At 59.8% G+C, this 25610-nt stretch carries 19 protein-coding genes; 6 read left to right on the top strand and 13 right to left on the bottom strand.

All coding sequences use genetic code 11. The features are described from left to right. Position 1 precedes the first annotated feature (1 nt). The 4 genes from NAT49_RS15070 to guaB form a co-directional block, all read right to left on the bottom strand. A complete protein-coding gene (locus NAT49_RS15070; RefSeq protein WP_374708792.1) occupies positions 2 to 247 on the bottom strand; it encodes a glutathione binding-like protein in 246 nt (81 codons plus the stop codon). A 68-nt stretch (positions 248 to 315) separates the two neighbouring features. Next, positions 316 to 3993, bottom strand: coding sequence for a hypothetical protein (locus tag NAT49_RS05450; RefSeq protein WP_251591494.1), 3678 nt, complete (start codon positions 3991 to 3993; stop codon positions 316 to 318). A 426-nt stretch (positions 3994 to 4419) separates the two neighbouring features. After that, positions 4420 to 5994, bottom strand: coding sequence for a glutamine-hydrolyzing GMP synthase (gene guaA / locus NAT49_RS05455; protein WP_251591502.1), 1575 nt, complete (start codon positions 5992 to 5994; stop codon positions 4420 to 4422). Positions 5995 to 6108: 114 nt separating this feature from the next. Next, positions 6109 to 7575 carry an IMP dehydrogenase gene (guaB, locus tag NAT49_RS05460; RefSeq protein WP_251591510.1) on the bottom strand — a complete coding sequence of 489 codons (1467 nt, stop codon included), beginning with the start codon at positions 7573 to 7575 and terminating at the stop codon, positions 6109 to 6111. Positions 7576 to 7697: 122 nt separating this feature from the next. Between guaB and xseA the strand changes: the two genes are divergently transcribed. Continuing rightward, the gene (xseA, locus tag NAT49_RS05465) at positions 7698 to 9035 is read left to right on the top strand and encodes an exodeoxyribonuclease VII large subunit (RefSeq protein ID WP_251591518.1); all 1338 of its coding nucleotides are present in this window, start codon (positions 7698 to 7700) and stop codon (positions 9033 to 9035) included. A gap of 11 nt (positions 9036 to 9046) precedes the next feature. Here the strand turns inward: xseA and glrR are convergent, their stop codons facing one another. The 6 genes from glrR to NAT49_RS05495 form a co-directional block, all read right to left on the bottom strand. Then, positions 9047 to 10423 (bottom strand): two-component system response regulator GlrR, encoded by a 1377-nt coding sequence (glrR, locus tag NAT49_RS05470; RefSeq protein WP_251591520.1) that lies wholly within the window; start codon positions 10421 to 10423, stop codon positions 9047 to 9049. A 28-nt stretch (positions 10424 to 10451) separates the two neighbouring features. After that, positions 10452 to 10979 carry a hypothetical protein gene (locus NAT49_RS05475; protein WP_251591522.1) on the bottom strand — a complete coding sequence of 176 codons (528 nt, stop codon included), beginning with the start codon at positions 10977 to 10979 and terminating at the stop codon, positions 10452 to 10454. Between the two features lie 22 nt (positions 10980 to 11001). After that, positions 11002 to 12483, bottom strand: a complete 1482-nt coding sequence (locus NAT49_RS05480; RefSeq protein WP_251591523.1) for an ATP-binding protein — start codon at positions 12481 to 12483, stop codon at positions 11002 to 11004. A gap of 777 nt (positions 12484 to 13260) precedes the next feature. Then, positions 13261 to 14574 carry an amino-acid N-acetyltransferase gene (gene argA, locus NAT49_RS05485; protein ID WP_251591525.1) on the bottom strand — a complete coding sequence of 438 codons (1314 nt, stop codon included), beginning with the start codon at positions 14572 to 14574 and terminating at the stop codon, positions 13261 to 13263. A gap of 141 nt (positions 14575 to 14715) precedes the next feature. Continuing rightward, a complete protein-coding gene (locus NAT49_RS05490) occupies positions 14716 to 15984 on the bottom strand; it encodes an inorganic phosphate transporter (protein WP_251591526.1) in 1269 nt (422 codons plus the stop codon). Between the two features lie 63 nt (positions 15985 to 16047). Next, positions 16048 to 16728 (bottom strand): TIGR00153 family protein, encoded by a 681-nt coding sequence (locus NAT49_RS05495; protein ID WP_251591528.1) that lies wholly within the window; start codon positions 16726 to 16728, stop codon positions 16048 to 16050. A 103-nt stretch (positions 16729 to 16831) separates the two neighbouring features. Between NAT49_RS05495 and NAT49_RS05500 the strand changes: the two genes are divergently transcribed. Next, on the top strand, positions 16832 to 17701 hold the full coding sequence (locus NAT49_RS05500; RefSeq protein ID WP_251591530.1) for a CYTH domain-containing protein: 870 nt from the start codon (positions 16832 to 16834) through the stop codon (positions 17699 to 17701). A 51-nt stretch (positions 17702 to 17752) separates the two neighbouring features. Here the strand turns inward: NAT49_RS05500 and NAT49_RS05505 are convergent, their stop codons facing one another. Continuing rightward, on the bottom strand, positions 17753 to 19705 hold the full coding sequence (locus NAT49_RS05505) for an EAL domain-containing protein (protein ID WP_251591532.1): 1953 nt from the start codon (positions 19703 to 19705) through the stop codon (positions 17753 to 17755). Positions 19706 to 19874: 169 nt separating this feature from the next. Here NAT49_RS05505 and NAT49_RS05510 point away from each other — a divergent pair, with 169 nt between their 5' ends. Further along, a complete protein-coding gene (locus NAT49_RS05510) occupies positions 19875 to 20750 on the top strand; it encodes an ion transporter (RefSeq protein ID WP_251591535.1) in 876 nt (291 codons plus the stop codon). Between the two features lie 70 nt (positions 20751 to 20820). Here NAT49_RS05510 and NAT49_RS05515 read toward each other — a convergent pair whose 3' ends face one another. Beyond that, a complete protein-coding gene (locus NAT49_RS05515) occupies positions 20821 to 21441 on the bottom strand; it encodes an L-threonylcarbamoyladenylate synthase (protein WP_251591549.1) in 621 nt (206 codons plus the stop codon). 64 nt (positions 21442 to 21505) lie between these two features. Next, positions 21506 to 22402 carry a PHP domain-containing protein gene (locus NAT49_RS05520; RefSeq protein ID WP_251591551.1) on the bottom strand — a complete coding sequence of 299 codons (897 nt, stop codon included), beginning with the start codon at positions 22400 to 22402 and terminating at the stop codon, positions 21506 to 21508. Between the two features lie 152 nt (positions 22403 to 22554). On the opposite strand from NAT49_RS05520, the gene NAT49_RS05525 reads away from it, so the two are divergent. The 3 genes from NAT49_RS05525 to mnmC all read left to right on the top strand — a co-directional run bounded on the left by NAT49_RS05525 (position 22555) and on the right by mnmC (position 25544). Further along, positions 22555 to 23121: a septation protein A gene (locus NAT49_RS05525; RefSeq protein ID WP_251591553.1), complete on the top strand. Its 567-nt coding sequence runs from the start codon at positions 22555 to 22557 to the stop codon at positions 23119 to 23121. Positions 23122 to 23124: 3 nt separating this feature from the next. After that, positions 23125 to 23424, top strand: a complete 300-nt coding sequence (locus NAT49_RS05530) for a YciI family protein (RefSeq protein ID WP_251591555.1) — start codon at positions 23125 to 23127, stop codon at positions 23422 to 23424. Positions 23425 to 23564: 140 nt separating this feature from the next. Beyond that, positions 23565 to 25544: a bifunctional tRNA (5-methylaminomethyl-2-thiouridine)(34)-methyltransferase MnmC2/FAD-dependent 5-carboxymethylaminomethyl-2-thiouridine(34) oxidoreductase MnmC1 gene (mnmC, locus tag NAT49_RS05535; RefSeq protein ID WP_251591559.1), complete on the top strand. Its 1980-nt coding sequence runs from the start codon at positions 23565 to 23567 to the stop codon at positions 25542 to 25544. Positions 25545 to 25610: the final 66 nt, after the last annotated feature.

Below are 25610 nucleotides of genomic sequence, written 5' to 3' on the forward strand. Positions count from 1 at the left end.
CCTAATTTGTACCCTGCTCCGCACTCAATGCGGCCTGCACTGAAGGTCGCTCCGTGACGCTTACCATGTATGCCGATAACGCCGGCCATCCATCAAGCTGTATATCGAAGAACCGACACCAGCCAAGCACGGTAAAGAGATAAGCATCTGCGATACTGAAATACTCACCCATCAAATACTGGTTTTGAGTGCGTAGCTCACGCTCCAACACATCAAAACGCGTACTTGCCTTGTTGATAAAAAGCACCCGAGCTTGATCAGAAAGTGCCGTATTGAATAGCGTCGCCAACCCATTGCGATTATTTGTATTTAGAATTAGGAACGCCAGCGTTCACCTACAGCGGCATGCTCATCCTCTCGACGAGCTTCCCGTTCATACTCCTTCGCAATGGATATAAGGCTTTGCGACAAGCGGGGATAGGAGCTGCCGTATCTAGCAGCCAATTCTCGATAATGCTCTGCAAGTCTGCGCTCTTGCTCTCCGCCATCGTAGGGGCTGCGCGTGGTTACACCTCGTGCATTTCGGACCCCCATACAGAACCGCTCCCTTAGTCCAGCGCATTCAGAGCGATCTAGATAATCCAAGATGACGTCAGGCAACCAGTCATCCCATGGCCGTCTCCTCGCCATTCGTGCCAGCAAAGCCCCAAAATGGATTTCAGCTACTTCCTTGCGGTCAGCATCCGCCGCAAGTCGAAGGGCGCTCTCTGCCCATGCGGTGAATTCATCTGGAGACACTACGCCATCTTCATCGTAGCCGGGAACTCTTTTCCAACCTTCCAGAGAGTGATAAGCCAGCTCTGCAAAAAACTTGCGCCTCTCCGCCGATAGCTTTTCTCGCTCGGGTTCATCCGCTCCATCGCGCCGGTGATATTGCCAGCAGAGCAACTCAACAAAGAGATTTGGATCACGCGCAAGCTGTCGGTGCAAAGCCAGCGTTCGCTTGTGATCTCGATGACCGTATGAGCACAAGAGCGTGACGAAGGGCAGTTCTAGGTTGGCGATTTGGTCATCGGAGATCGCTTCGTCTTCATCGAGGAGCTGAAACACCTCATCTAGGTTGTACGAACGTGGAAAAGGCCCATCCACTTCCTCGCCGCGAGCAATAGCTTGTAGCATATCCAGCCAACAGTTGGCTCGCAGCTTGTTCCTCCACAGAGAAACGGCTGAGAACGCTGATCTCGGTCGCTGATATTCAAGAAGCTTTGTAACGGCGTACTCCACTTCGTCGGATGGCGTGTCATCCCAAATATGAATTGATGCCGAATTCCAAAACGCAGAAGCCACGTTTTCGCCCAAACTTTCTGCCACCTGCCAGCCAATTGAACGACCAGGAAGATGTTCGGCAAATCTCAGGCGCTCCACTTCACTGTTCAGAACTCCTTGGGCCTCCAGGCCAGCCACAACTGAGGCAAGGTCGATCCATCCTGCACTCCATAGAAGTTGCCGCAGAAAAGCATCGGATTGATCATTTGCATCGGTGCGCAGCGCAGCCGAGACCCAGTGGATCGCAGTTTCCACTGGCGCATCTTGCGGGACCAAGACTTGAGCCACCAGTTCGGGTTGCTTCACGCTAAGCGCAAACGGAAGAACCGCTTGATCTCCCAATTGCTCCCCGATTTCATCGATTGCGTTGCGGCGGCGCTCTTCGACGAGTGCGCTTCGCTCCTGCCATGATAAGCGCCCATTTCCTTCGTCTTCCACCAGCGCACGCCACTCGACGTGGGAATTTTCAAACAGCCAACGGTGGCGAGCAGTCGGAGACTGAGGGGACAAAGCCTCTTCCATACGCCGAAGCGCGTCTGCCAACTGTTCGTCCTCTTCACCTTCCTGATAAGCACGAAGAACATCGCGCCGACGCAGGTTGTGCCGAAGATCAGCTTTGTCCTCATCGGTTGCTGTCGCTGACCAGCTCTCGACTTCCATGACCAAGCGAGACAGGTCATCAGGATGAATACGTGTCGCAACTTCTAACAGGTGTTCAAGCTCCAACTTTTCAAATGGAGCCAAGTCGAGCAGTAGGCGGCTGGCTTCGACCGCGGCTGCGCGGACATCCGCATCTGTCGGTGACGGCACTTCTGCATTCAGTGCTCGCCATTGCGGCCTCGCGGTGCGTGAAGCGAAATTTGGGCCACCTCCTGGAAGAAGAGAGATGCAGACGTCCATCACAGCATGCCGAAACTGCGCGGACAAGCGCCGTAAGACAGTCATCCTTTCCGCAGCACTGAGAGCGGTGGCAGGCAGCCAAGCCCTGAACAGAGAACGGGCGGTAGATTTCGGCGAGTTTGACCAATTGTCTTCCACCTCCAGACGGCGAAGGCCAAAAACAATCTCTGCGACACGAGAAAAGTGGACCGGGTGCCAAGCCAAAAGCTCAAGCGCCCAAAGCAAATTGGTCCGCAAGCACTCGCCACTCACCAAGCCTTCAGTGGTTCCCATGATGGCGCGTATGGCAGGTTCTGGCTCTCTAAGTTCAGCTTCAAGGCAGTCAAGGAACGCAGATGGAGATGCCTCCGCCAATGTTCGTAGGTGCCCCCGAATAGAAAGCCAACGTTCTTGGTCAGCACCTTGCATCAGGGACCGAACGACTTGCGCGGCACGGTATGAAAGGTCAACTCCCAACCTATCACCGCAGATTTCTGCACCATGAACGGATAGAATGCACAATGCATCGCCGAGACCGGAAAGCAGGGCGCCCGAAAAACTTCGCGCATGACCCAAAACATTGGCCATGTACCACTGATCTTGAGGTAGGTCTAAGGCGGGGTCTCTATCGCCCAGCAACTCCGGCAAGAGTTGAAAGAAACGGTCCAGATCGTCTCGATCTATGTAAGGACCTACAGCAAAAAGCGCGTCGATTTGTGATACAACGACATTCACATGCCCATAGCGCGCAATTGGTGCGTCGTTCAGAGCGAGCAGTTCGTCTCGAACTGGTTCTACTTCACCATCGCGAAAATCACCTAATAGCTGGAGAATTGTGCTGTCATCCAGGTTCTCGCGCTCGACCCAAGAGCCTGCCAATGCAAACGGGAGAACACTTTTTGCTGCTGCACGATCTCTGACCCAACTTGGCCGCCGAACTTCAGGATCGCCTGAGAGCTGGCGCCGCAATACGGGAACAGAATGGCCGACCTTGATAGCGAGGTTATCCGCGTCATCGCGCGACAGCCCCATGCTCTCAAGTTCAGCGCGAAAGGTTTCTGAGGGCACGTGGGAAAGCAGCAGCGCCTCCCGGACGTCTAGACGACCCTTGGGATAGGCACGGACAATAGTCAAATTCCGCCGATCACCAAAGTCCAACTCCTCCCCATCTTCGACATCCGCAACGACAATAAGGTGGTTTGGGCTCGTAGGAATTCTGACATCGCGAGATGTGGCAATAACTGTCGTATCAAGAAGATCGAGGGCATCGGCCTCGATCATTGTCGCAACGACAAATGCGACGGCCTCCCCTCTATCGTCAGCTTGAACCGGGACTATTTGCTCTCGGTCGCGCAGTTTCTGCAACAACACGCCCTGCTCGTTATGCCGCCGGGAAGAAACAAGCTTGATAGATAATGGCGGCACCGAAGCTGTCGCCCAGCTATTCCACCATTCGAGAGGTGTTTTCAGACCAGGCGATGCAACACCTAGCTTTTCACTCAACCAGCGTGACGTAGCAGGTGCTTCTTCCAGCCAAGTTTCAAGATCTATAGCATCGTATGCTTTAACGGTCGCCCAATCGTTTTCACCACGTCGTTCTTCAAGCCAAGCTTCTTTCCCGCTCCATCTCCTCGGCGTCACGAAAACGAATGCGCTATTCTCGCGCTGCTCTCGCGGCGTTTCTTCAGTTCTCTTTCGATAGTCGCCGTCGGCTTTACTCCGAGGATCTACGTTGCAACCCATTTCCCATACACTTCGGCCTTCCGGTACCCAGGCAGTTCCGGCTTTACATTCCGTTTGCCCGTCAAGCCCAGGTAAATCGACCGCTTCGTTTCCGGGAAAGCGCATTGAGTTAAGGGATTCCGTGGTCTCCCTGATCAGTCGACGAACAAGTATTGGTAGGTTACTACGACATTCGTGGCGGTCTGCCCAATGGCGTATAACAGTTTCGTCAATCGACATACTGACCTCTTAAACTCGAAGTTATCTTTCAATCCAGCATCAATATTTTATTAACCAAACGCAAATTTCACAGAAAGGCTAAATTTTCTTAATAGCCATTATTGAAAATATTATCTATCATTTTTTGAATTTCTCGCTAAAAAAAACTACACAGGCATCATGTCGCATTACCTCCCCTTAACCAAATAAACATCAGCTTAGTTGTCACTCCTTAGCAATTATTTTTAAATAATTTCTAAGTATTTTTAAAATTATAAAAAACCCGCCTTTCGGCGGGTTTTTTATCGAATCTATAAGCAGAAACCTGTCCCATCACTCCCACTCAATCGTCGCGGGCGGCTTGCTGCTGACGTCATAGGTCACCCGCGAGACCCCGCTGATCTCGTTGATGATGCGGTTGGAGACCTTCTCCAGAAGCTCATACGGCAGGTGCGCCCAGCGGGCGGTCATGAAGTCGATGGTTTCGACCGCGCGAATGGCGATGACCCACTCGTAGCGGCGGCCGTCACCGACCACGCCGACAGATTTCACCGGCAGGAACACCGCGAACGCCTGGCTGGTCTTGTGGTACCAGTCGAAGTTATGCAGTTCCTGAATGAAGATGGCGTCGGCTTCGCGGAGGATGTCGGCGTATTCCTTTTTGACTTCACCGAGGATGCGCACGCCAAGGCCCGGCCCGGGGAACGGGTGGCGATAGACCATGTCGTACGGCAGGCCGAGCTCGAGGCCGAGCTTGCGCACTTCGTCCTTGAAGAGTTCCCTGAGCGGCTCGACCAGTTTGAGCTTCATGGTCTCCGGCAGGCCGCCGACGTTGTGGTGCGACTTGATCACGTGCGCCTTGCCGGTTTTCGAGGCGGCGGACTCGATCACGTCGGGGTAGATGGTGCCCTGGGCGAGGAACTCGACGCCGTCGATCTTGGCGGCTTCACGGTCGAACACGTCAATAAAGGTGTTGCCGATGATCTTGCGCTTGGCTTCGGGGTCGTTGACGCCTTCAAGCTTGGTCAGGAACTCGTCTTCGGCATCGACACGAATCACCCGCACGCCCATGTGGGAGGCGAAGGTGTCCATCACCTGGTTGCCTTCGTCCTTTCTGAGAAGACCATTATCGACGAACACGCAGGTGAGCTGATCGCCAATGGCCTTGTGCAAAAGCGCCGCGACCACCGAGGAATCTACCCCGCCGGAGAGGCCGAGCAGAACATGACGGTCACCGACCTGTTCGCGCACGCGCTCGGAGAGGTCTTCGATGATCTGCGCGGGCGTCCAGAGCTGCTCGGCCTGACAGATTTCGAGCACGAAGCGCTCGAGGATGCGCTGGCCTTGCAGGGTGTGGGTCACTTCGGGGTGGAACTGCACGCCGTAGAAGCGTTTTTCCGCCCACGTCATCGCCGCGATGGGGCAGGTCGGGGTGGAGGCCGTGACCGTGAAGGTCTCGGGGGCGCGGGCGACCTTGTCGCCGTGGCTCATCCACACATCCAGCATGGCGTTGCCGTCGTCGGCGATGTGGTCCTTGATGCCGTCGAGCAGTTCGTCACCGGCGATGACCTCGACCTGGGCGTAGCCGAATTCACGCTTTTCGGAGCCTTCGGTGGCGCCGCCGAGCTGCTCGGCCATGGTCTGCATGCCGTAGCAGATGCCGAACACCGGAAGGCCAAGTTCGAACACGCACTCGGGGGCGCGGGGGGAATCAAGCTCGGAGACCGATTCCGGGCCGCCGGAGAGGATGATGCCGTTGGGGTTGTACTCGCGAATCTCGTCTTCGGTGATGTCGAAGGCGCGCACTTCGGAGTACACACCGAGTTCGCGCACGCGACGGGCGATCAGCTGGGTGTACTGGGAGCCGAAATCGAGGATCAGGATCTTGTGGGAGTGAATGTCTGTCATCAGTGAACCACTGTTTCAGGGGCTCGGCCGGAGCCCTGCTTTAAAAACAAAGAGGGAAGCGTGCGCTGGAATGAGTCCCCCGCAGCTTCCCTCTCCGGCTCGAAACGCTCGAACTTAACCGCGGTAGTTCGGCGCTTCCTTGGTGATCTGCACGTCGTGCACGTGGGATTCGGCAAAGCCTGCGCCGGTGATCTTCACGAACTGGGGCACGGTGCGCATGGTTTCGATGTCTTCGCTTCCGGTGTAGCCCATCGAGGCGCGAAGCCCGCCCATCAGCTGATGGACGATGGCGCTCATCACGCCCTTGTACGGTACGCGACCTTCGATGCCTTCCGGCACGAGTTTCTCGACGCCCTCTTCCTTGCTCTGGAAGTAGCGATCCGACGAGCCCTGGGTCTGAGACATCGCACCCATGGAGCCCATGCCGCGATACGCCTTGTAGGTACGGCCCTGATAGAGCTCGACCTCGCCCGGCGCTTCTTCGGTACCGGCAAGCAGGCCACCGATCATCACGCAGTTGGCGCCGGCGGCAATCGCCTTGGCGATGTCGCCCGAGAAGCGGATGCCACCATCGGCGATCAGCGGAATGCCGTACGCCTTCAGCGCATCGGCCACGTCAGACACGGCGCTGATCTGCGGCACGCCAACACCGGCGACGATGCGGGTGGTGCAGATCGAGCCGGGGCCGATGCCGACCTTGACGGCGTCCGCGCCGGCTTCCGCCAGATCCTTCGCGGCGGCGGCGGTGGCGATGTTGCCGCCAATCACCTGCACCGCTGGGTAGTGTTCCTTGACCCATTTAACGCGGTCGAGCACGCCCTGGGAGTGGCCGTGGGCGGTGTCGACGACGATGACGTCAACGCCTGCCTCGGCAAGGGCGGTCACGCGGTCCGGAGTTTCCGGGCCGGTGCCGACGGCGGCGCCGACCAGCAGGCGGCCGTCGCTGTCCTTGGCGGCATTCGGGTAGGTGCGGGCCTTTTCGATGTCACGCACGGTCACGAGACCGCGCAGCTCGAAGTCCTCGCTCACCACCAGAATCTTTTCGATGCGGTGCTGCTGAAGCTGCGCCTTGATGTCATCAAGCGGCGTGCCCTCGAGCACCGTGACCAGCTTCTCGCGCGGGGTCATGATGTCGGCGACCTGGTTGCCCACGTCCGGCTGGAAACGCATGTCGCGGCCGGTGACGATGCCGACGAGCTTTTCACCCTCGACGACCGGGAAGCCGGAGTAGCCGTGTTCGTCGGCCATGGCCAGAAGATCCTGCAGCCGCGCCTTGGGGCTGACGGTCACCGGGTCCTTGACGATCACGCTCTCGTGTTTCTTGACCTTCTTGACCGCAGCGGCCTGCTGGGCAATGGTCATGCTCTTGTGAATGATGCCGATGCCGCCTTCCTGGGCCATGGCGATGGCCAGGCGGGCTTCGGTCACGGTATCCATTGCAGAGGACACCAGCGGAATGTTGAGTTCGATATTACGGGTCAGGCGGGATTTGAGGCTAACGTTCTTGGGAAGCACGTTAGAGTAGCCGGGAACGAGTAATACGTCGTCAAACGTAAGAGCTTCTTGCGCTATACGTAACATGTCGGACACGCCCAATGGTCAGGTTGTAGATGCGGCGGGAAAAGGTAATCGCGCATTGTAAACCCTTGCCCGCCCGCGCACAATCCGAACCACAAACCTTCTTTTATTTCAAACGGATAGACATGGCCGACTTACCTGAATCGCCCAACGCGCTGTCGGTGCACGAGCTCAACCGCAGTGCGCGCCTGCTGCTGGACCGCCATTTTGACCTGGTGTGGGTCGAGGGAGAGGTCTCGACGGTCTCACGCCCGGCCTCGGGCCATGTCTACTTCACCTTGAAGGACGAGCGCGCTCAGGTGCGCTGCGCGCTCTTTCGAACGAAAGCGATGTTCGTGCGCACCCCGCTCAATCAGGGTGATCAGGTCGCGGTGCAGGCGCGGGTGTCGCTGTTCGAGCCGCGGGGCGACTATCAGCTGATCGTCGAGGCCGCCAAGCCCGCAGGCGAAGGCGCGCTTTTGGCTGCGTTCGAGGCGCTCAAGGCGCGTCTTTTAGAGGAAGGCGTGTTCGCCAATCAGCGGCCCCTGCCCTACCCGCCCCGGCATCTGGGCATCGTGACCTCGGCCACCGGCGCCGCGCTTCAGGATGTGCTGGCCGTACTTCGAACACGCTGGCCGTTCATGACGGTAAGCGTGTTTCCGGTGCCGGTACAGGGCGGCGCGTCGGCACCGGCCATCGTTCAGGCGCTCGAGCGCGCCGCACGCGAGGATAGCGTCGATGCGCTGTTGGTCACCCGCGGCGGCGGCAGCCTCGAGGATTTATGGGCGTTCAACGATGAAAGGCTTGCTCGGGCGATCTTTCAAAGCCCGATTCCAGTGATGAGCGCCGTCGGCCATGAGGTCGACACCACCCTTGCCGATTTTGCCGCCGATGCCCGAGCGCCAACGCCGTCTGCCGCCGCCGAGCAACTGGTGCCGGATGCCCACGTCATCAAACAGCAGTTGGCCGCGTTGGCGCGGCGGCTGATGCGGGCCATGGATCACACCCTGATTCAGGCCAGTCAGCGGCTCGACCGCGCCCGGCTCTCGCTCAAGCACCCGGGCGAAAAGCTTGCCCAGCACCGCACCACGCTCGAGCAGCTCGAGCGGCGGTTGAACTACGCGATCATGCAGATGCTGCGCCAGAAACGGCGTGATGTGGCGCTTCTGGAGGCGCGCCTTGAACGGCAGCCGCCCAGAAAGAGCGTCGAGCAGGCAGCGGCCCGGCTTGAATCTCTGGACGCGCGCCTGAGCGAGGCAATGGCGAGACAGCAGGAGAGGCACGTTCGCACGCTCGAGGGTCTGGCGCATCGGCTTCATATCGTAAGCCCGCTGACGACGCTGTCGCGGGGCTACGCCATTGCCGAAAACGCCGATAAAGAAGTGATCCGGCGCGCGAAGGACACGGCGCCGGGGGAAAAAATCACGATTCGATTGGCGGAGGGCCGCGTCAGCGCCGAGATCAAACGGCGCTTTTCACGTTAGCAAGCCGTGCTTTACGCGTTAGATTGCCGGGGCGGCTCGGCGTCGCTTGCGACCTTGAAGCGCGCGGCCTCGAGGTCGTGCTTGGCAAGCAGCTTGTAGAAATCGGTGCGGTTGCGACCGGCGATGCGCGCGGCCTGAGTCACGTTGCCGTCGGTCATCTTGAGCACCTTGATCAGATAGCTGCGCTCGAACCCCGCCCGCGCCTCATTGAATGACGGCAACACCGACTCATCGGAAGCCAGCGCCTGGGAGACCAACCCCTGACTGATGATCGGCGAGGTCGAAAGCGCCACACACTGCTCGACCACATTGACGAGCTGGCGCACATTGCCGGGCCACTCGTAGCCTGTCAGAAGCGACAGCGCCTCCGGTGAAAAACCGTTGACGCTTGACTGGTGGCGCGTCGCGATCTGCTTGACCAGATGCTTGGCCAGAAGCGGGATGTCCTCGGCGCGTTCGGCAAGCGACGGCAGGCGCAGATTGACCACGTTCAAGCGGTAATACAGGTCTTCGCGGAAATCGCCGTTTTGCATGCCCTGGGCCAGATCGCGGTGCGTGGCCGAAATGATCCGGACATCGATCGGTACCGAGCGAGTGCTGCCCAGCGGGCGCACCTGGCGCTCCTGCAGTACGCGCAGCAGTTTGACCTGAAGCGCCAGCGGCATATCGCCGATTTCATCGAGAAAGAGCGTGCCTCCGTTGGCGGCCTGAAAGAGGCCATCGTGGGCATGAGAGGCGCCGGTGAACGCGCCCTTGGCGTGGCCGAACAGCTCGCTTTCAAGCAGCTGTTCCGGCAGCGCGCCGCAGTTGATCGCAATGAAGGGCTGATGCGCTCGGCCACTCGCCCGGTGAATCGCGTTGGCCATCAGTTCCTTGCCGCTGCCGGAAGGGCCGGTGATCAATACGCTGACGTCACTGCCGGCAACCATCTTGGCCTGATCCAGAAGCTGCTCCATCTGGGCGCTTCGGGTCACGATCGCTTCCCGCCAGGTCAGGTCGTCCTGACCGACGTTGGGGGTCTGTTTGAGGGCCTCGGATACCGCCGTGAACAGCTCGTCCTTGTCGATCGGCTTGGTCAAAAAGCTGAATACGCCTTTCTGGGTCGCGCTGACGGCGTCCGGAATCGAGCCGTGCGCGGTCAGAATGATCACGGGGAGTCCCGGGTGACGGCGCTGAACCTCGTGAAACAGCGCCATGCCGTCCATCTCGTCCATGCGCAGGTCCGAAAGCACCAGGTCCGGCCGTTCGGTCTGAATGGCACTTAGTGCATCACGACCACTACCGGCCGTGGTAACCCTGTACCCACGGCTTTCCAGTCGCATGCTCAAAAGGCGTAACAGGCTCGCATCATCATCGACGAGTAACAGATGGGCCGTAGCTGCAGTCACCAGGGATCGCTCCTCTATCGGGCGTCGCTCAAGGCGTGCGGCGCCGCGCGTTCATACTCTCTTCTATGGCCGTCAGGGCATCGAGCTTCTTGGTAAGCTCGGCGTTTTCACGCCGCAAACGCTGAACCTGCTGGTCGTTGCTTGACACGTTGGTTACGAGACTGCGGCGGGCTTCGAGGTCATTGAGCCAGTAGCGCAACAGGGGCTGAAGCGCACTCGGCGCACCGGATATATCGCGCTTGTAGAGCTCGGCGGCCTGTTTCCATTGATCCTTTCCACTCCAGGACAATACCACAGCGCGGGCCAGACGATCCTGTGCAGTATCGTCAGCGGTTTGTTTCAGCATGTCACGGCGCCAATCGCTGTCCTCGCGCTGCGCCTTGAGGCCAAAGGACACCCAATTGGGCAGCAGGCACTCGCCTTCCACCAGCACCGGTGGCCCGTAATAGAAGCAGTTCGCATTGCCGCTTGAAACCGGCGCGTCGGTGCTCATCATCTGGCACCCGGAAAGCAGCGCGGCCAGCGCCATTCCTGCCAGTAGTTTCGTATGTTTCATGACCCTTCACTTCCTGGTTTTATCAGGCGTTCTGTACAGCCTGTTCATCGTTATCGTTTTCTTCGAGCCGCTCACCGAGCCAGGGCAGGATCAGACGGAAGCAGACCGCGGCCTCACCATCATCATCCTCGACAAGCTCGAGCGTGCCATCCTGGGCAGCAGCGCTGTCGGAAGCCACCGACAGGCCAATCCCGGACCCTTTCAGTGGGCCCTTGCGCTTGGACGCCCCCTGATAAAACGGCTCGAACAGGTGATCCCGATCCTTGTCGGCAATCGGCTCACCGGTATTGGCCACTTCGATGTAGAGCATATCGTCGTGCACGAACGTGCGTACCCAAAGCTTGCCGTTGTCCTCACCGTAGGCGACCGCGTTGGACACCAGGTTATCGACGATACGCAGGGTGCGGGTACGGTCGGCCTGCCACGGCAGGCGGTAGCGGGACCAGCTGACGTCCATCGCCTTGCTCTCGAGCGCCAGGTGATGCTTGTTGAGCACTTCCTGCACCATGTGCGAGACATCGAAGCGTTTGACCTGAAGCTTACGGTTGTGCTGAAGCAGATTGTAATCCAGCAGCTGCTCGATCAGGGTCTGAAGCTCCTGGCTGCTTTCATCAAGCAGCAGAACGATCTCGCGCTGACGCGGCGCCAGCTCGCCGACAATGCCATCGGCAAGAAGGCCGGTGCCCTCTCGAATGCTTGCAAGTGGCGTTTTGAGCTCATGGGACATATGGCGGAGAAACTGCTGCTTCTGCGCCTCGAGTTCTTCCAGCCGGGTGGAAAGCCACGTCAGCCGCTCACCGAGATTAACCAGTTCCGACGGCCCCTGAAGCCGGACGGGTTCTGCCTGACGGTCGCCGCTGCCGATGCCGAGAATGCGGCTTTCGAGCTGCTTGATCGGCCGGATGATCAACCAGGTGAAAAACAGAATCAGCGCGAGACTGACCGGAATCAAAATCGCCGATTGCAACCAGAGCTGACGCTTGACCTCGCGGGCCCGCGCTCGAATGGTATCGATGCGGGCATCGACGATGTCGCGGGTCTTGTTAAGCAGCTCATCGGTATGCTGCGAAAAGCTCTGGAAATCGGAGAGCCCCTCCTGAATATCCTGGAGCGAGGCCGTGCTCAGCGCCTGAAGCCCGGTCAGCTCCTTCTCGAGCACGTCGATGATGGGGTCGTTGCCCAGAAGCGTCGCCTGCTGGTCCAGCAGCTCACGATAGCGCTCGGCCCGCTCGTTGTAGATGCTTAAAAGACCGGGGTCTTCCAGCACCGCGTATTGACGAGCGCTTCGCTCCATTTCGACCGACAGGTTCGTGAGTGTTCTGGCCCGGCGCGTCTGGTCGACGGCCTGACGAGCACTGACATCGGCAAGCTCGGAAAGCTCGGACAGGGTCTGGCCGGCCTGAAAGATAAGGACTGCCATCGGCAGCATCACCATCACGAATGCCAGAAGTACCAGTTGAGGCAGGGAGCGAGGACGCCAGCGGCGGGAGACGTTGTTGGCCATGGTCGTTAGGCTCACGCAGATAATCGGAAGTTCCTTTACATATCCTAACACGATACGTGCGCCCACCATCCACTCAAACACGGTGCGACGCGAGTGACATGAATAAAAAAAGCCGACAAAAGTCGGCTTAAGGTACGCAGGGAACTGAAGGGTAATGCAGACGCAGCCGGGCACTGCCTGACCAGTTTATCCCGTTTGCGCCGTGAGACCTTGTGGTCTCGTGAAGCCGACGAACCTCCTTGAGATTGTCAGGAGAGGCTCTGTGCCAGGCACCGGCTTCAATTCGGTAGCACCAAGCCAGGAGGCTAGGCACTGAAATTGGTCTCTCCCATCCATGGGAGAGGTGACGTCCATGCCGTGAGCGAAAGCTCGCTCGAATGCACCCATTCCGTAGGTGCTCTTTTTTTCATCGCACTTTTTGCACTTTTTGCACTTTCAAGAAACAAAACGAACAAGGGGGAGACGTTGGCCTCGATCACGCCCTGTGCATGTCTTCGTTTCACGCAATCATTATTGCCAAAAACGTGCCACTTATTAAAAAAAACTTTAAAATCAATAAACTAAAAAAATACCATCGTGTAATCCTGCCCTTTGACTCAAAAAATCATCGCCCAGGCAGGCGCGCGCACCAAAATATGTTGCCATTTAGAGACATTAAAAAAGGGCTTTGAAAAAAGCCCTTTAAAATCAAATGTATGCGACGTCTCCATTTGAATACAGTGTTTTCTTTGACTGTCGCCAAAGCCCAACACGGCAAGCACCTGAGCTGTCGGTCAATTACAGGGTCTTGATCAAGACCTTCGAATTTCGGGTCGGGCTGTAGTTCTGCTGGCGCGAAGGCGGAAGGCGCTCGAGCGAGCCGGTCTCAAAGCCGTGCTCGAAAAACCAGTGAGCCGTGTGGGTCGTTAACGCAAACAGGGTGGTGACGCCGCGCTCTTGGGCACGTCGTTCAATGGCGCCAAGTAGAACGTCGCCTCGCTCACCGCCGCGGTAACTGTCGTGGACCACGACACAGGCAAGCTCGGCAAAGGTGCGCTCGGGCATCAGATGCAGCGCCGCGCAGCCGATGATCATGCCGTCACGCTCGATCACCAGATAGTCATGGATGTCATGTTCGAGGCGCTCGCGCGAGCGCGCAACCAGAATGCCCTTCTCCTCCAACGGTTGCAGCAACGCCAACAGTCCACCGATATCGTGCAATTCGGCGTCACGAAGCTGTTCGTAGCGGTCTCGCGTAATCATGGTGCCGACGCCATCGCGGGTAAACAGCTCACCCAAAAGCGCGTCGCGATCGCGCCAGGAAAGCAGGTGTGTGCGTGAGACGCCCTGGCGGGCGGCGTGGCAGGCCACCTCCATATGCCGGCGAAGCTCCTCGCCAAGCGAGGCGCTCTCTCCCAGAAAACGTCCGGCGTCCGCTGGACTCAGCTGACGCTGAAGCCCGAGCCGCGGGTCGCTGAACCCGGCCTGTTCTCCCATCAGAATTAGCTTGTCGGCCTTGAGCGCGGTGGCCGTGTGCAGCGCGACATCCACCGCACTGATGTCGAACACCTCGCCGGTACTCGAGTACCCGATCGGCGGCAGGATCACCAGATGGCGCTGATCGAGCATCGAATCGATGGCCTCCGAGCGCACACGCCGAACCTCTCCCTCATGCATGTAATCGACGCCGCCTCGAATACCGAACGGCTTGGCCATGACCAGATTGCCACTGACGGCGGTAATGTCGGCGCCGTACATCGGCGTATTCGGCAGCCCCAGCGAGAACTGGGCCTCCAGCGCCAGACGAAGGCGCATCGCTTCATGCTCGATCAGTGCCATCGCAGCGGAGTCGACCACTCGCGGGGTGCGACCCCGCTTGACAGGAAGACCGGCGTCAGTAAGTGCCGCCTCGACCTGAGGGCGAATCCCGAACACCAGCACCACCCGCACGCCAAGAATGTGCAATAGCGCAATGTCGTGCACGAGCGAATCCCGCCGGCCTTCCTGCAGGGCCTCCCCCTCGATCAGCAGAACGAACGTACGCCCGCGGTGGGCGTTGATGTAGGGCGAACTGCTTCGAAACCAGTCGGCAAAGGGGAAGGATGTGTTCAACGAAAGCTCCTGAAAAACGGTGTAATGCATCGCGCACTATAGCAAGGGGACCCCAGGCGTTCATCCAAGCGCTGGACATAAGTGCCGCGCATAAAAAAAGCGCGACCCAAGAGTCGCGCTTTTTTGAGACGGTCGACCGGCTCAGCCAAACATGCCCTTGAACATGAAAAAGAAGATGATCGAGAGCAGTGCGCCGGCGGGCAGCGTGACCAGCCACGACACCACGATGGTGCCGAGTACGCGCAGGTTAAGGGCGTGCATGCCGCGGGCAAGACCCACACCGAGGACCGCGCCGACCAGCGTATGCGTGGTCGAGATCGGAAGGCCGATGCCGGAGGCAAGCACGACAGTGGTGGCCGCCGCAAGCGTCGCGGCAAAGCCGCGGCTCGGCGTAAGTTCCGTGATGCCGGTACCGACCGTTGCAATGACCTTATGGCCGAACGTTACCAGGCCCACGACAATGCCGGCGCCACCAAGCAGTAGAATCCAGCCGGGCATGCTCGAGGCGGCTCCCAGGTCGCCATGGGTATTGACGATGCTGACCACCGCCGCCAGCGGCCCGACCGCGTTGGCCACGTCGTTGGAGCCATGGGCAAAGGCCATCGCACACGCCGTAAACATCATCAAAAGGCCGAAGACACGCTCGACGCTTGCGAAACTGAAGCTGTCGTTTTCCTTGGTCGGCTCACGCCCGATGCGGCGCTCGAGCAGGATGCCGATCAGCATGATGATCGCCCCCACCCCTGCCGACAAGAGCGCGCTGTCGACAAACGACAGATGCAGGCCGATGTGCTTGAGCCCCTTGAGCAGCGTCACCATCGACACGATGAAGCCGACCAGGAACATATAGCCCGGAACGTAGCGCTTGGCCGCGGCGAACGGGTCGCTGTTTTCGAAAATGAGACGCTGAACCGAGCGAAACAGCAGATAGGCAATCAGCCCAGCAAGAAGCGGCGAGGTCAGCCAGCTGGACACGATCTGGCCGAGCGTGCTCCATTCGATGCTTTCAGGCCCGAGCCCTGCCAGGCCGAAACCGACAATGGCGCCGACGATCGAGTGGGTGGTCGAGACCGGCCAGCCCTTGTTGGAGGCGATCATCAACCAGATGCCGGCCGACAACAGCGAGGCCAACATGCCGTAGGCAAGGTATTGAGGATCCTGGGCGAGCAGCTCCGGGTCAATGATGCCCTTGCGAATGGTCGAGGTGACCTCACCGCCGGCGAGCCAGGCCCCGAGAAACTCGAACACGATGGCGATCAGGATCGCCTGCTTGATGGTGATGGCCTTGGACCCGACGGAGGTGCCCATGGCATTGGCGACATCGTTGGCGCCGACCCCCCAAGCCATAAAAAAACCGAACACACAGGCGAGAATGATGAATAGGTCGCCGTACTGGGCAATGATGGTCATAAGCGTTCAGATATCTTCACTTCAAAGCGTACATAAAGGCCCGGAGGCGGCGGGGTCGCCACCTTAACGGGCCAGCAAAATCTGCAGGCGGGCACCGACACGTTCGGCGCAATCAGACACTTCGCCGACCCAGTCGATGATCTGGTACAGGAACACCACCTCGACCGGTGGCAGGTTCTGTTCGAGTTCGAACAACTGACGGCGGATCGCGACCTGCTGATCATCGGCCTGATGCTCGAGCTCATGCAATTCCTTGATGAAGCCCTGGAGCACCCCGTAGACGTTGCTGCCGAAGCCGGACTCGATCAGGTCATCGAGCTCGTGCAGCGCCTTGCGGGCCTGATACACGGTATCGACCGCGATTTTCAGATACAACCGCATCGGCTCTTCCAGGCTTTCAGGCACATGCATCTTGCGCCCAAGCATGATGCCGGCGATGTCCTTGATCTTGTTGGCTATCTTGTCCTGAACGCTGATCAGTTCCAGCAGGTCCGAACGGGAGACCGGCAGAAACAGCGTATTGGGCAGGTTTAGGCGAAGCTTGGTCTTGAGTTCGTCCGCCTCGTGCTCGCACTGACTGATCTGGTTGCGAAGCTCTCTCGCCTTGTCCCAGTCATCGCGCAGGGTGGCATCATAGAAAGCCAGAAGAAGGTCGGCGCTTTCCGTGGTTTTAACTATGTGTTCAAGCAGCGGCTGAAACGGAGAACGCCCGAAAAGCGCTGAAAATGGATTATGACTTACCATGAGAATTCAACGTACGTTGGGAATGGCGCCGCCAGTATATAAACTGCGCACTCCATCGTCATGAAAAATTAACATTCACCTTTAAAAAGAACGGATCGACACAGTGGCCATCGAGACCGAACTCAAGTTGCAAACGACGCCGGACGCACGTGACGCCCTGATGGCGCACCCACTGTTGAGCGGCCTGAACGCCAAGCACCAGTGGCTTCAAAACACCTACTACGATACGCCCGAGGCCCGGCTCAACGCCCTTAAAATGGCACTGCGGCTTCGCGTCACCGAGCATGAAATCGTACAGACTTTAAAGACCGCCGGGCGTGAAACGGGCGGCATCAGTCAGCGGGGCGAGTGGGAATGGGTCCGCCCTGCCCCGGAGCTCGACACGAAGGTACTGAATGATCTCGAGGCGGTCGAGCTTGACCAAGCGATACTTGATGCGCTCGAGCCGGTGTTCACGACCGACTTCACGCGCACCAGCTGGGCGCTCGAGTACGAGGGGGTACCGATCGAGGTTGCCTTTGACCAAGGCCACATCGAGGCTCACGGGCGCCGCTGCAGCATTTGCGAGGTCGAGCTCGAGCTGAAACGCGAAACAACAGATGCCATCGGCGTCTTGGCGCGCTTGGCCACCGCGCTTTCAGAGGCCACACCGCTGCGCCCGGCCAACGCCAGCAAAGCCGCACGCGCAGGCCGACTTGCCGCCAATCACTGGCCGCTGCCGCCACTCACCCCTACCGATGACTGCGGGCAGTTCGACACGCTGACCGCGGCGCTTGACGCCTTCAGTGACAGTGATGATCCCACGCATTTGAGCCGAGCGGTTAAAAGCGCCGACGTTCTGGCCACAAGCGACGAGCCGTCGGTGGCAGACGCTGGCAGGACGCTGTCTCGAGCGCTTCGGGATGGCTCACCGCTGACGCATGAGGCAAGCCTTGCAGGCCTTGCCCTGCTCACGCACTGCTACAGCACTTAAGTCGCACGGCCAAAGATGCGCACCCCCGAAAGTCGCGCACGACCACGAACACTAGGCGCTTGAGGGGGTATAACGAGCTGGCACCGGAAAACGCCCCACCTGCGCTAACAGGTCCTCGGCCGTTCGGGGTTCGCAATAGACGAACCCCTGAATCGTGTCGACACCGAGCCCGCGAACGATGGCCAGTGTCTCCAGATCCTCGACCCCCTCTACCACCACGTCATAGCCCAGTCGAAAGCACAGCTCGCTGACTGACGCCAGGACGTGGCGTTTTCGGGGCAGCGACTTGATATCCTGAATCAGACACTTGTCGAACTTGATGGTGTCCAGCGGCAATTCACTCAACTGCGACAGCGACGAATACCCACTGCCGAAGTCGTCGAGCGCCACCCGAATGCCCATATCCCGCAGGGCATTCAGCGTTGCCTGGGCGTGCGCAAGGCTTGCCAGAACAGTCGACTCAGTCACTTCGACCTGAAACCGTGAAGGTGCCACGCCGTAACGGTCCAGCCGGTCGCTCAGCCACGTCACCAGCGTATCGTCCTGCAACTGCTGGCGAGAGAGGTTCACGTTAAGGGTGAACTCGGTGCCGTAACGCGCCTCGAAAGCCTTTTCGGTCATTATCGAAAGTGCCCGGTCGATCATGCGCCGGCTCAGCTCATGAATCAGCGCACTCTGTTCGGCTACATCCATGAAGCAGGCGGGCGGCACCAGTCCGTCGGCCGTCTGTAGGCGCATCAACCCCTCAAAGGCCGTAATGCGCCCTTCTTCTCGCAGACTCACGATCGGCTGGAACAGGCAGCGCACACCATCATCGTCAAGCGCCTGACGAATCAATTGCTCGCCGGTACTGGCCTGACGCTCGGAAAGCTCGAGCGCGTCCGAATACTGGCAGCGAAAACCAACCCCCCGTCGCGCCGCGTATTGGGTCGCCAGGCGCGCCCGCGCACGAATGGACGAGCTCAAAAGCCCCTGTGTGGGCGAAAAGGCGGCCGTCCCCATCGCGTAGGAAAGCCAGACACGCTTGTTCTTGAACGGTTTAGGCCGGGAAAGTACGCCTTCGATCTCAACAAGGCGTGCCTCGAGCCCGGCCGGGTCGGTGGCCTCAAGCACGACGGCAAAGGTGTGCTCGGGCAGAAGTATCAGCGGGGTATTGTCAGGCAACACCTCCGTCAGCTCGTCGCCCAGGTGCTTTAAAAGCCCGTTGACGTAGTGAGGCAGACTCGATTCCATCACCGAGCACACGTTCGAAAGCCCGATCGAGACCAGACAGAAACGAGCGTTATCCGACGCGCGGCAGGCATCATCCAGCAGCTGATCGAGCAGTTCGCCGTTCCCGAGGCCAGTGGCCGGGTCGGTGTAGTGCCGGTGCGTAACGTCGGTGTGGGTGCCGATCAGCCAGGTCGGCGCCTCTCCAGTCATTGCGTCCTTGATGCCGCGGCAATGCATGATCCGCCAGTGGCCGGCGCCATCGAGGATTCGATACTCGAGATCAAGCGTTGGGGTGCGGTCGGCCAGGTGGTCATCGATCGCGCGGCGAAAGGGCCCACGGTCGTCGGCATGAATACGCGACAGCCACATCGTCGGCGGCTGAGGCTCGGTAAGCGGGGCAAGGCCTAACGTATTGAACCAGCGGGGCGACAGGTGGATTAGGTCCTGGTCAAGCGCCCATTCGAACACGCCGTCGCGGCTGCCACTCAGGATCAGGTGAAGTTTTCGGGCGTAACTGTCACGGGCTTCGATGGCGCGCCGCAACAACCCGTCGAGCCCTGTATGTTCCGATGAGCTGCAGGCGCCTGCGCCCTCGATTCGGTCGAGCAGGACCGCACAAAGCGCCGACAACCGTTCGACACGCGGCATATCGATTCGGTCGAGTAATTCGCCGTGGTCGGTCTCGCACAGAGCGGTTTCCAGCCGGTCGCTCAGTGTATCCAGCGACTGCTCAACCTCGCGACGCCCCTTATCACTGCGTATGGGTGCCCGGTCGGCACGTGTTTCGCCCATCGTGTTTCTTCCTTCACCAGCTGCGATCGAATCGATTGTTGCTTATACTTGAACGCTTGCCCCGTGCTCCACCGCGGCAGAACCGAATGCCATCCTTTAGATAACGGCGCCGGATCGAGGCACTGAATACCCTGCCTGAAGCCCATTTCGCCCTACGCCGGAGACACACGTGACGCACTCATCCCCGTTCACGCCTGCTGAAAAGAGCTTCAAGGCGCGTGTTTTTCAGATCATCTTCGAATCCGATACCCGCGCCGGGAAAACCTTCGATATCGTCCTGATCACGATGATCCTTCTGAGCGTGACCTGCGTCCTGCTCGACAGCGTCCCGCATCTGAATCAGCGCTTCGGCACCTATTTCGGCTGGGTCGAATGGGGGTTTACGGGCCTGTTCACGCTCGAGTACCTGGCGCGTATCTGGTGCCTTGCACAACCCAGACGCTATATCTTCAGCTTCTACGGTGTCATCGACTTCATCAGCATCCTGCCCAGCTGGCTGAGCCTTCTGCTGCCGGGCGCCCAGACCTTGATGGTCATTCGCATCATGCGTGTACTGCGACTCTTTCGAATTCTGCGTCTGATGGAATTCGTCGGCGAAGGTCGGCTCTTGATGCAGGCGCTTAACCGAAGCCGACGCAAGATTTTGCTGTTCTTGATCGCAGTGCTGTCGATCATTACCGTGTTCGGCTCATTGATCTATCTGATCGAGCCGCCCGAGGCGGGCTTTACCAGCATTCCAAGAGCCCTTTACTGGGCGATCGTGACCCTGACCACCGTCGGCTATGGCGACATCGCGCCGATCACACCACTGGGCCAGTTCATCTCGGCCATCATGATGATCCTCGGCTATTCGATTCTTGCCGTACCGACCGGAGTGTTCTCCGCCGAGGTCATTCGCACCATTCGGCTCGATCAGGAATCCGAGGAAGCCTGCCCCGGCTGCGGTCGCGAAGGCCATGACAAGGACGCCAAATACTGCAAGTCCTGCGGCACCTGGCTTGATGAGGAAACCGAGGACCCTCGCGAGAAGGCCTCGGACGACTAAAACCGAACAAGTCTAAATTAGAGTATTAAGCATATTTAAACTTGTTCGATTCGCGCATGGGGGTGGGGCGTTACTCGAACGCGGCGCTGTCGCCACGGCCGTGACGTAAAATCACGGGGGGAAGGTCACGAAGATCCACCACGGTGGTGGGCTCGAGATGGCAGGCACCGCCGTCGATCACAGCGTCCAGATGCGCGCCGAAGCGCTCTTGAATCTCCTCCGGATCAGTCATCGGCAGCGTCTCACCGACCGGAATCAGCGTCACGCTCATCATGGCACTGCCAAGGGCGTCCAAGAGCGCGTGCGTAATGACGTGATCGGGCACTCGGACACCAATGGAGCGGCGTTTGGGGTGCAAAAGCAGCCGCGGCACATCGTTGGTGGCGTCCAGAATGAAGGTATAGGCACCGGGCGTGTGCGCCTTCAACAGTCGAAACACGCTGTTGTCGACCTTGGCGTAGGTGCCGATGTCGGAAAGATCGGAACACATCAGGGTGAAGTTGTGCCGATCATCGAGCTGGCGCAACCATTTGATCTTCTCGACCGCTTTCTTCTCACCCAGAAGACACCCCAGCGCGTAGCCGGAATCGGTCGGGTAGGCAATAACGCCCCCCTTGCGAACGATGTCGATCGCCTGCTGGATCAACCGAGGCTGTGGGTTGTCCGGATGCATACTTAGAAACTGGCTCATGGCGACGTCCTTAAAACAAAGTGATCGTGTAATCGTTGGGCGATCATCAGTATAGACGACCGCTCTACCCGGCTGCGGCCGCGCACCACTCGGCAAGGCGGGGATGAGCCCAGACCGGCGCGATCGCGGTACGTGGAATGGGGCTGAACCGCCCCGGCGTAACCGGCCCGCCGGGTGCGTGAAAGTCGCTTCCAAGCGAGCCATACATTTCGCGGCGCGTCAGAATCTGGGCCAGGTCGCGGCCACGGTCGGGGTTCTGGAAGCCGCTGACCAGTTCGGCGCCGATGCAGCCGGCCGCCTGGGCATCATCAAGCAGCGTGACCATCTTCTTGCGGGTAAGCTTATAGCGAAGCGGGTGCGCGATGAGGGCGACCCCGCCGCTTGCATCAATCCATGAGGCCGCATCACCAAGGCTTGGCCAGTGCTGTTTGACGTCGCCGGTCTTGCCCGCGCCGAGATACTTCTTGAACGCGGACTGCACATCATCCACCAACCCCGCCGCGACCAGCGCTCGAGCGAAATCCGGTCGTCCAAGCGCCTCGCGCTCGCCGGCCTGAGCCTGCGCCCTGGCGTAGGCATCCGTCAGCCCGATGCGTTCAAGCCGCCGCGCGATCTCGACGTTACGTTCGGCGCGAAACCGCGCCTGGTCCGCAAGCCCGGCCGTCAGGGCCACCCCGGGCACCTCAGGAAGCAGCGCCACCATATGAATGGTCACGCCGCGCCACTGACACGAGATTTCCGCGCCCGGCAGCACCGCAACGCCTAAACGCTTGCCCGCCGCGACCGCCTCATCGACGCCCTCGATGGTGTCGTGGTCGGTCAGGGCCATCGCCTGCACGTCGCGGGCAGCGGCCAGCTCGACCAGCTCGGTCGGCGACAGCGCGCCGTCGGAAGCCGTCGAGTGCATATGAAAATCGAGGCCATAAGCGGCGTCGAGTCGCTCGGGAAGCGCCAGGGGCATGTTCGAAACTCTCGCGTCATTGGATGCCGGCGCATCATATCAGCTCGCCGGCCGGGCTGCTCAACCGGGCCAGAGCCGTGCTAAGCTCCTCCCCCACACGCCGGCCCCGGCCGACCCACGAGCCCACGCCCTCATGGAGATCGCGCTCGCTCATGAAAATGCTGATCGACTTTTTACCCATTGCGGTGTTTTTCATCGTCTACCAAATGACCAAGGACATCGTTCTTGCCACCGCTGTACTGATTCCGGCCACCATCGCACAGGTTTTGTTTACCTGGTGGCGCTATCGCAAGATCGAAAAGATGCATCTGGTCACGCTTGCCCTGGTCGTCGTGCTCGGGGGGGCAACGGTTCTTTTCCACAACGGCGACTTCATCAAATGGAAGCCGACCATCGTCAACTGGCTGTTCGGCGTCGCGTTTCTGCTGTCGCCGCTCTTTGGTGGCAAAACGCTCATTCAACGCATGATGGAAAAGAACCTGACCCTGCCCAAGCAGGTCTGGACTCGGCTCAATCTGGCCTGGGTCGCCTTCTTTCTCGTGCTCGGCGCCGTCAACATCTTCGTGTTCAAAAGCTTCAGTGAAGAGACCTGGGTCGATTTCAAACTCTTCGGCATGATGGGGCTGACCCTGCTGTTCATCCTGATGCAAGGGGTCTATCTGGCCCGCCACATGAAGAACAACCCCGATTCCATCAACGCCCCCAATCGCAAGGAGTAACACATGCTCTACGCCATCATGACCCAGGATGTGGATGACAGCCTGTCGCTTCGACAAGGCGTTCGCACCGAACATCTGGCACGGTTGAACGCACTCAAGGATGAAGGCCGCCTGGTGATGGCCGGCCCCTTTCCGGCCATCGACGCCAATGATCCGGGCGACGCCGGTTTCACGGGCAGCCTGATCGTTGCCGAGTTCGATTCGCTCGAGACCGCCAAGCGCTGGGCCGATGACGACCCCTACGTCAGCGCCGGTGTCACGGCGTCGGTGAGCGTCAAACCGTTCAAGAACGTACTGCCATGAGCGGCCATGAGGTTATCCACGCCTTCTGTGGATAACCATGTGAAGAGCCCGCGGATGACTCGACACATCGGTGTCATCATGCCGCGGGCGCGCTATTGTCCAATTTTTGATCACTCACTTCTGCGACCGCTCAATCCCTCGTGACTGCCAAACCGACCTCTGATCTCTCGCTCACGCCTGCTCGACTCGACTGGCGCGAGACCGGCCCGACCGCCACCGACTACGACGACGTGTACTACTCCCGCGAGGATGGGCGCCTTGAGACCGAGCACGTCTTCATTCGCCACAATGACTTGCCGGAGCGCTTTCGACACTGGTCTACCGACCGCCCCTTCGTCATCGGCGAAACCGGCTTCGGCAGCGGCCTCAATATGCTCTGCGCCTGCGCCTGTTTCGAGGAACACGCCCCGGCAACCGCGCGGCTGCATCTGGTCTCAACGGAAAAACACCCGTTCTGCGCTGACGACCTGGCGCGCGCGCACGCGCTCTGGCCAGAGTTCGCCGCCTATAGTGACGCGCTTCGAAGCCAATGGCCCGAGCCGGTTGCGGGGATACATCGTCTATGGCTTGGGGAGCGCATCACGCTCGACCTTCATTTCGGCGACGCCTGTGACATGCTGTCCGAGCTTGATGGTGGCGTCGATGCCTGGTTTCTGGATGGCTTTGCCCCCTCGAAAAATCCCGACATGTGGCAGCCGGCCCTATTCGAGGCGATGGCGCGGGTGAGCCATCCAGGAGCAACGCTTGCTACCTTCACCTGCGCAGGCATCGTCAAGCGCGGACTGAAAGCGGCAGGCTTCGAGCTCGACAAGGTGGCGGGCTTCGGGCGCAAACGGGAAATGCTGGTCGGTCGGCTCGATACGCCGCCGACAGATTCCCGGCGCAGCGCCACCCCCTGGTTTCACCGCCCCGCGATCACACCTCATGCGTCTGCGGTAGTGATCGGCGCGGGGCTTGCCGGCGCCACCACTGCCCATGCCCTCGCCCGGCGTGGCGTGAAGGTGCATGTGGTCGATGAAGCCGTCGCAGGCGGTGGCTCCGGTAATGACCAGGGCGCGCTCTACATCAAGCTTGCCGCCACGCCAAACGATCAGAGCCTCGTGTATCTGAGCGGGCTCGAGCACACCCGTCGCCTGCTCGACATCCTCGACCCGGCGCGCACGCTGTGGGACGACTGCGGCGTGCTGACGCTTGCATTGACCGACAAGGACGCCGCGCGCCAGGCGAAGGTGCTTGCCGCCTACGGCCTGCCGACCTCCATACTCCACCCGCTCGACCGCGAGACGGCCTCGGCCCACGCCGGCCAGCCGACCGCGACCGGGGGCCTCTTTTTCCCGCGCGCCGGCTGGGCGGCCCCGAACGCCCTGTGTGCGCGCCTGCTCAAGCACACAAACATCACGTACCACCAGACACGTGTGAGCGCGCTCACCCGCGACACTGAGGGCTGGTGCGTCGCGCTTTCGCGCGGTGAGCCGCTGCGGGCCGGCCACGTCGTCGTTGCCACGGCGTATCAAAGCCGTCAGTTTGCCGAGCTCGCTTCCCTGTCCTTTCAGCCGGTTCGCGGCCAGGTCAGCCAGATGCGCGTGCCTGAAGACACTCCGGTGCTTGAAACGGTGGTTTGCGGCAACGGCTACGCGCCGCCGCCGATCAACGGCGTGCAAAGCTTCGGCGCCTCGTTCTACCCCAACGACACCGGCACCGAGCTGCGCGATGGAGATCACGCAACCAATGTGCAGGTGCTGAGCCAGGCCCTGCCCGAGCTGGGCGCACGCGCCGAAAGCGCCAGACTCGATGGCCGTGCAGCGCTTCGAAGCGCCACGCCGGACAAGTCGCCCTACGTCGGGTCGGTGCCTGTCTTCGCCCAGTGGGCAAGGGACTATGCAGGCCTTGGCAAGGACGCCAAGCGCTTTCAAAGCGTACAGCCCGGGGCGTATCACCCGGGCCTCTGGATCAGCGCCGGCCACGGCTCACGTGGGCTTTCAAGCACGGTACTCTCGGCGGAGCTTTTGGCCTCGATGATTACAGGCGAACCCTGCCCGCTTCCACGAAAGCTTGTGGATCATCTGAACCCGGGACGCCGACTGATCAGTGACCTCATTCGAGGCACGGCGTCGGTCTGATCGGTATCGACCTGATCCAGGCCCGAACAGCGCTCAGCGCCGCCAACATCCAGCCAAAAAAAAGCG

It is taken from the genome of Larsenimonas suaedae (assembly GCF_023712105.1).
Classification (GTDB): Bacteria; Pseudomonadota; Gammaproteobacteria; order Pseudomonadales; family Halomonadaceae; genus Larsenimonas; species Larsenimonas suaedae.

Coding starts and splice junctions, on each gene's coding strand:
- NAT49_RS05480 (WP_251591523.1), bottom strand. CDS start 12,483: ATGGCCAACAACGTCTCCCGCCGCTGGCGTCCTCGCTCCCTGCCTCAA.
- xseA (WP_251591518.1), top strand. CDS start 7,698: ATGGCCGACTTACCTGAATCGCCCAACGCGCTGTCGGTGCACGAGCTC.
- NAT49_RS05515 (WP_251591549.1), bottom strand. CDS start 21,441: ATGAGCCAGTTTCTAAGTATGCATCCGGACAACCCACAGCCTCGGTTG.
- NAT49_RS05505 (WP_251591532.1), bottom strand. CDS start 19,705: ATGGGCGAAACACGTGCCGACCGGGCACCCATACGCAGTGATAAGGGG.
- NAT49_RS05490 (WP_251591526.1), bottom strand. CDS start 15,984: ATGACCATCATTGCCCAGTACGGCGACCTATTCATCATTCTCGCCTGT.
- NAT49_RS05520 (WP_251591551.1), bottom strand. CDS start 22,402: ATGCCCCTGGCGCTTCCCGAGCGACTCGACGCCGCTTATGGCCTCGAT.
- NAT49_RS05475 (WP_251591522.1), bottom strand. CDS start 10,979: ATGAAACATACGAAACTACTGGCAGGAATGGCGCTGGCCGCGCTGCTT.
- NAT49_RS05450 (WP_251591494.1), bottom strand. CDS start 3,993: ATGCGCTTTCCCGGAAACGAAGCGGTCGATTTACCTGGGCTTGACGGG.
- NAT49_RS05530 (WP_251591555.1), top strand. CDS start 23,125: ATGCTCTACGCCATCATGACCCAGGATGTGGATGACAGCCTGTCGCTT.
- NAT49_RS05525 (WP_251591553.1), top strand. CDS start 22,555: ATGAAAATGCTGATCGACTTTTTACCCATTGCGGTGTTTTTCATCGTC.
- NAT49_RS05495 (WP_251591528.1), bottom strand. CDS start 16,728: ATGGTAAGTCATAATCCATTTTCAGCGCTTTTCGGGCGTTCTCCGTTT.
- guaB (WP_251591510.1), bottom strand. CDS start 7,575: ATGTTACGTATAGCGCAAGAAGCTCTTACGTTTGACGACGTATTACTC.
- guaA (WP_251591502.1), bottom strand. CDS start 5,994: ATGACAGACATTCACTCCCACAAGATCCTGATCCTCGATTTCGGCTCC.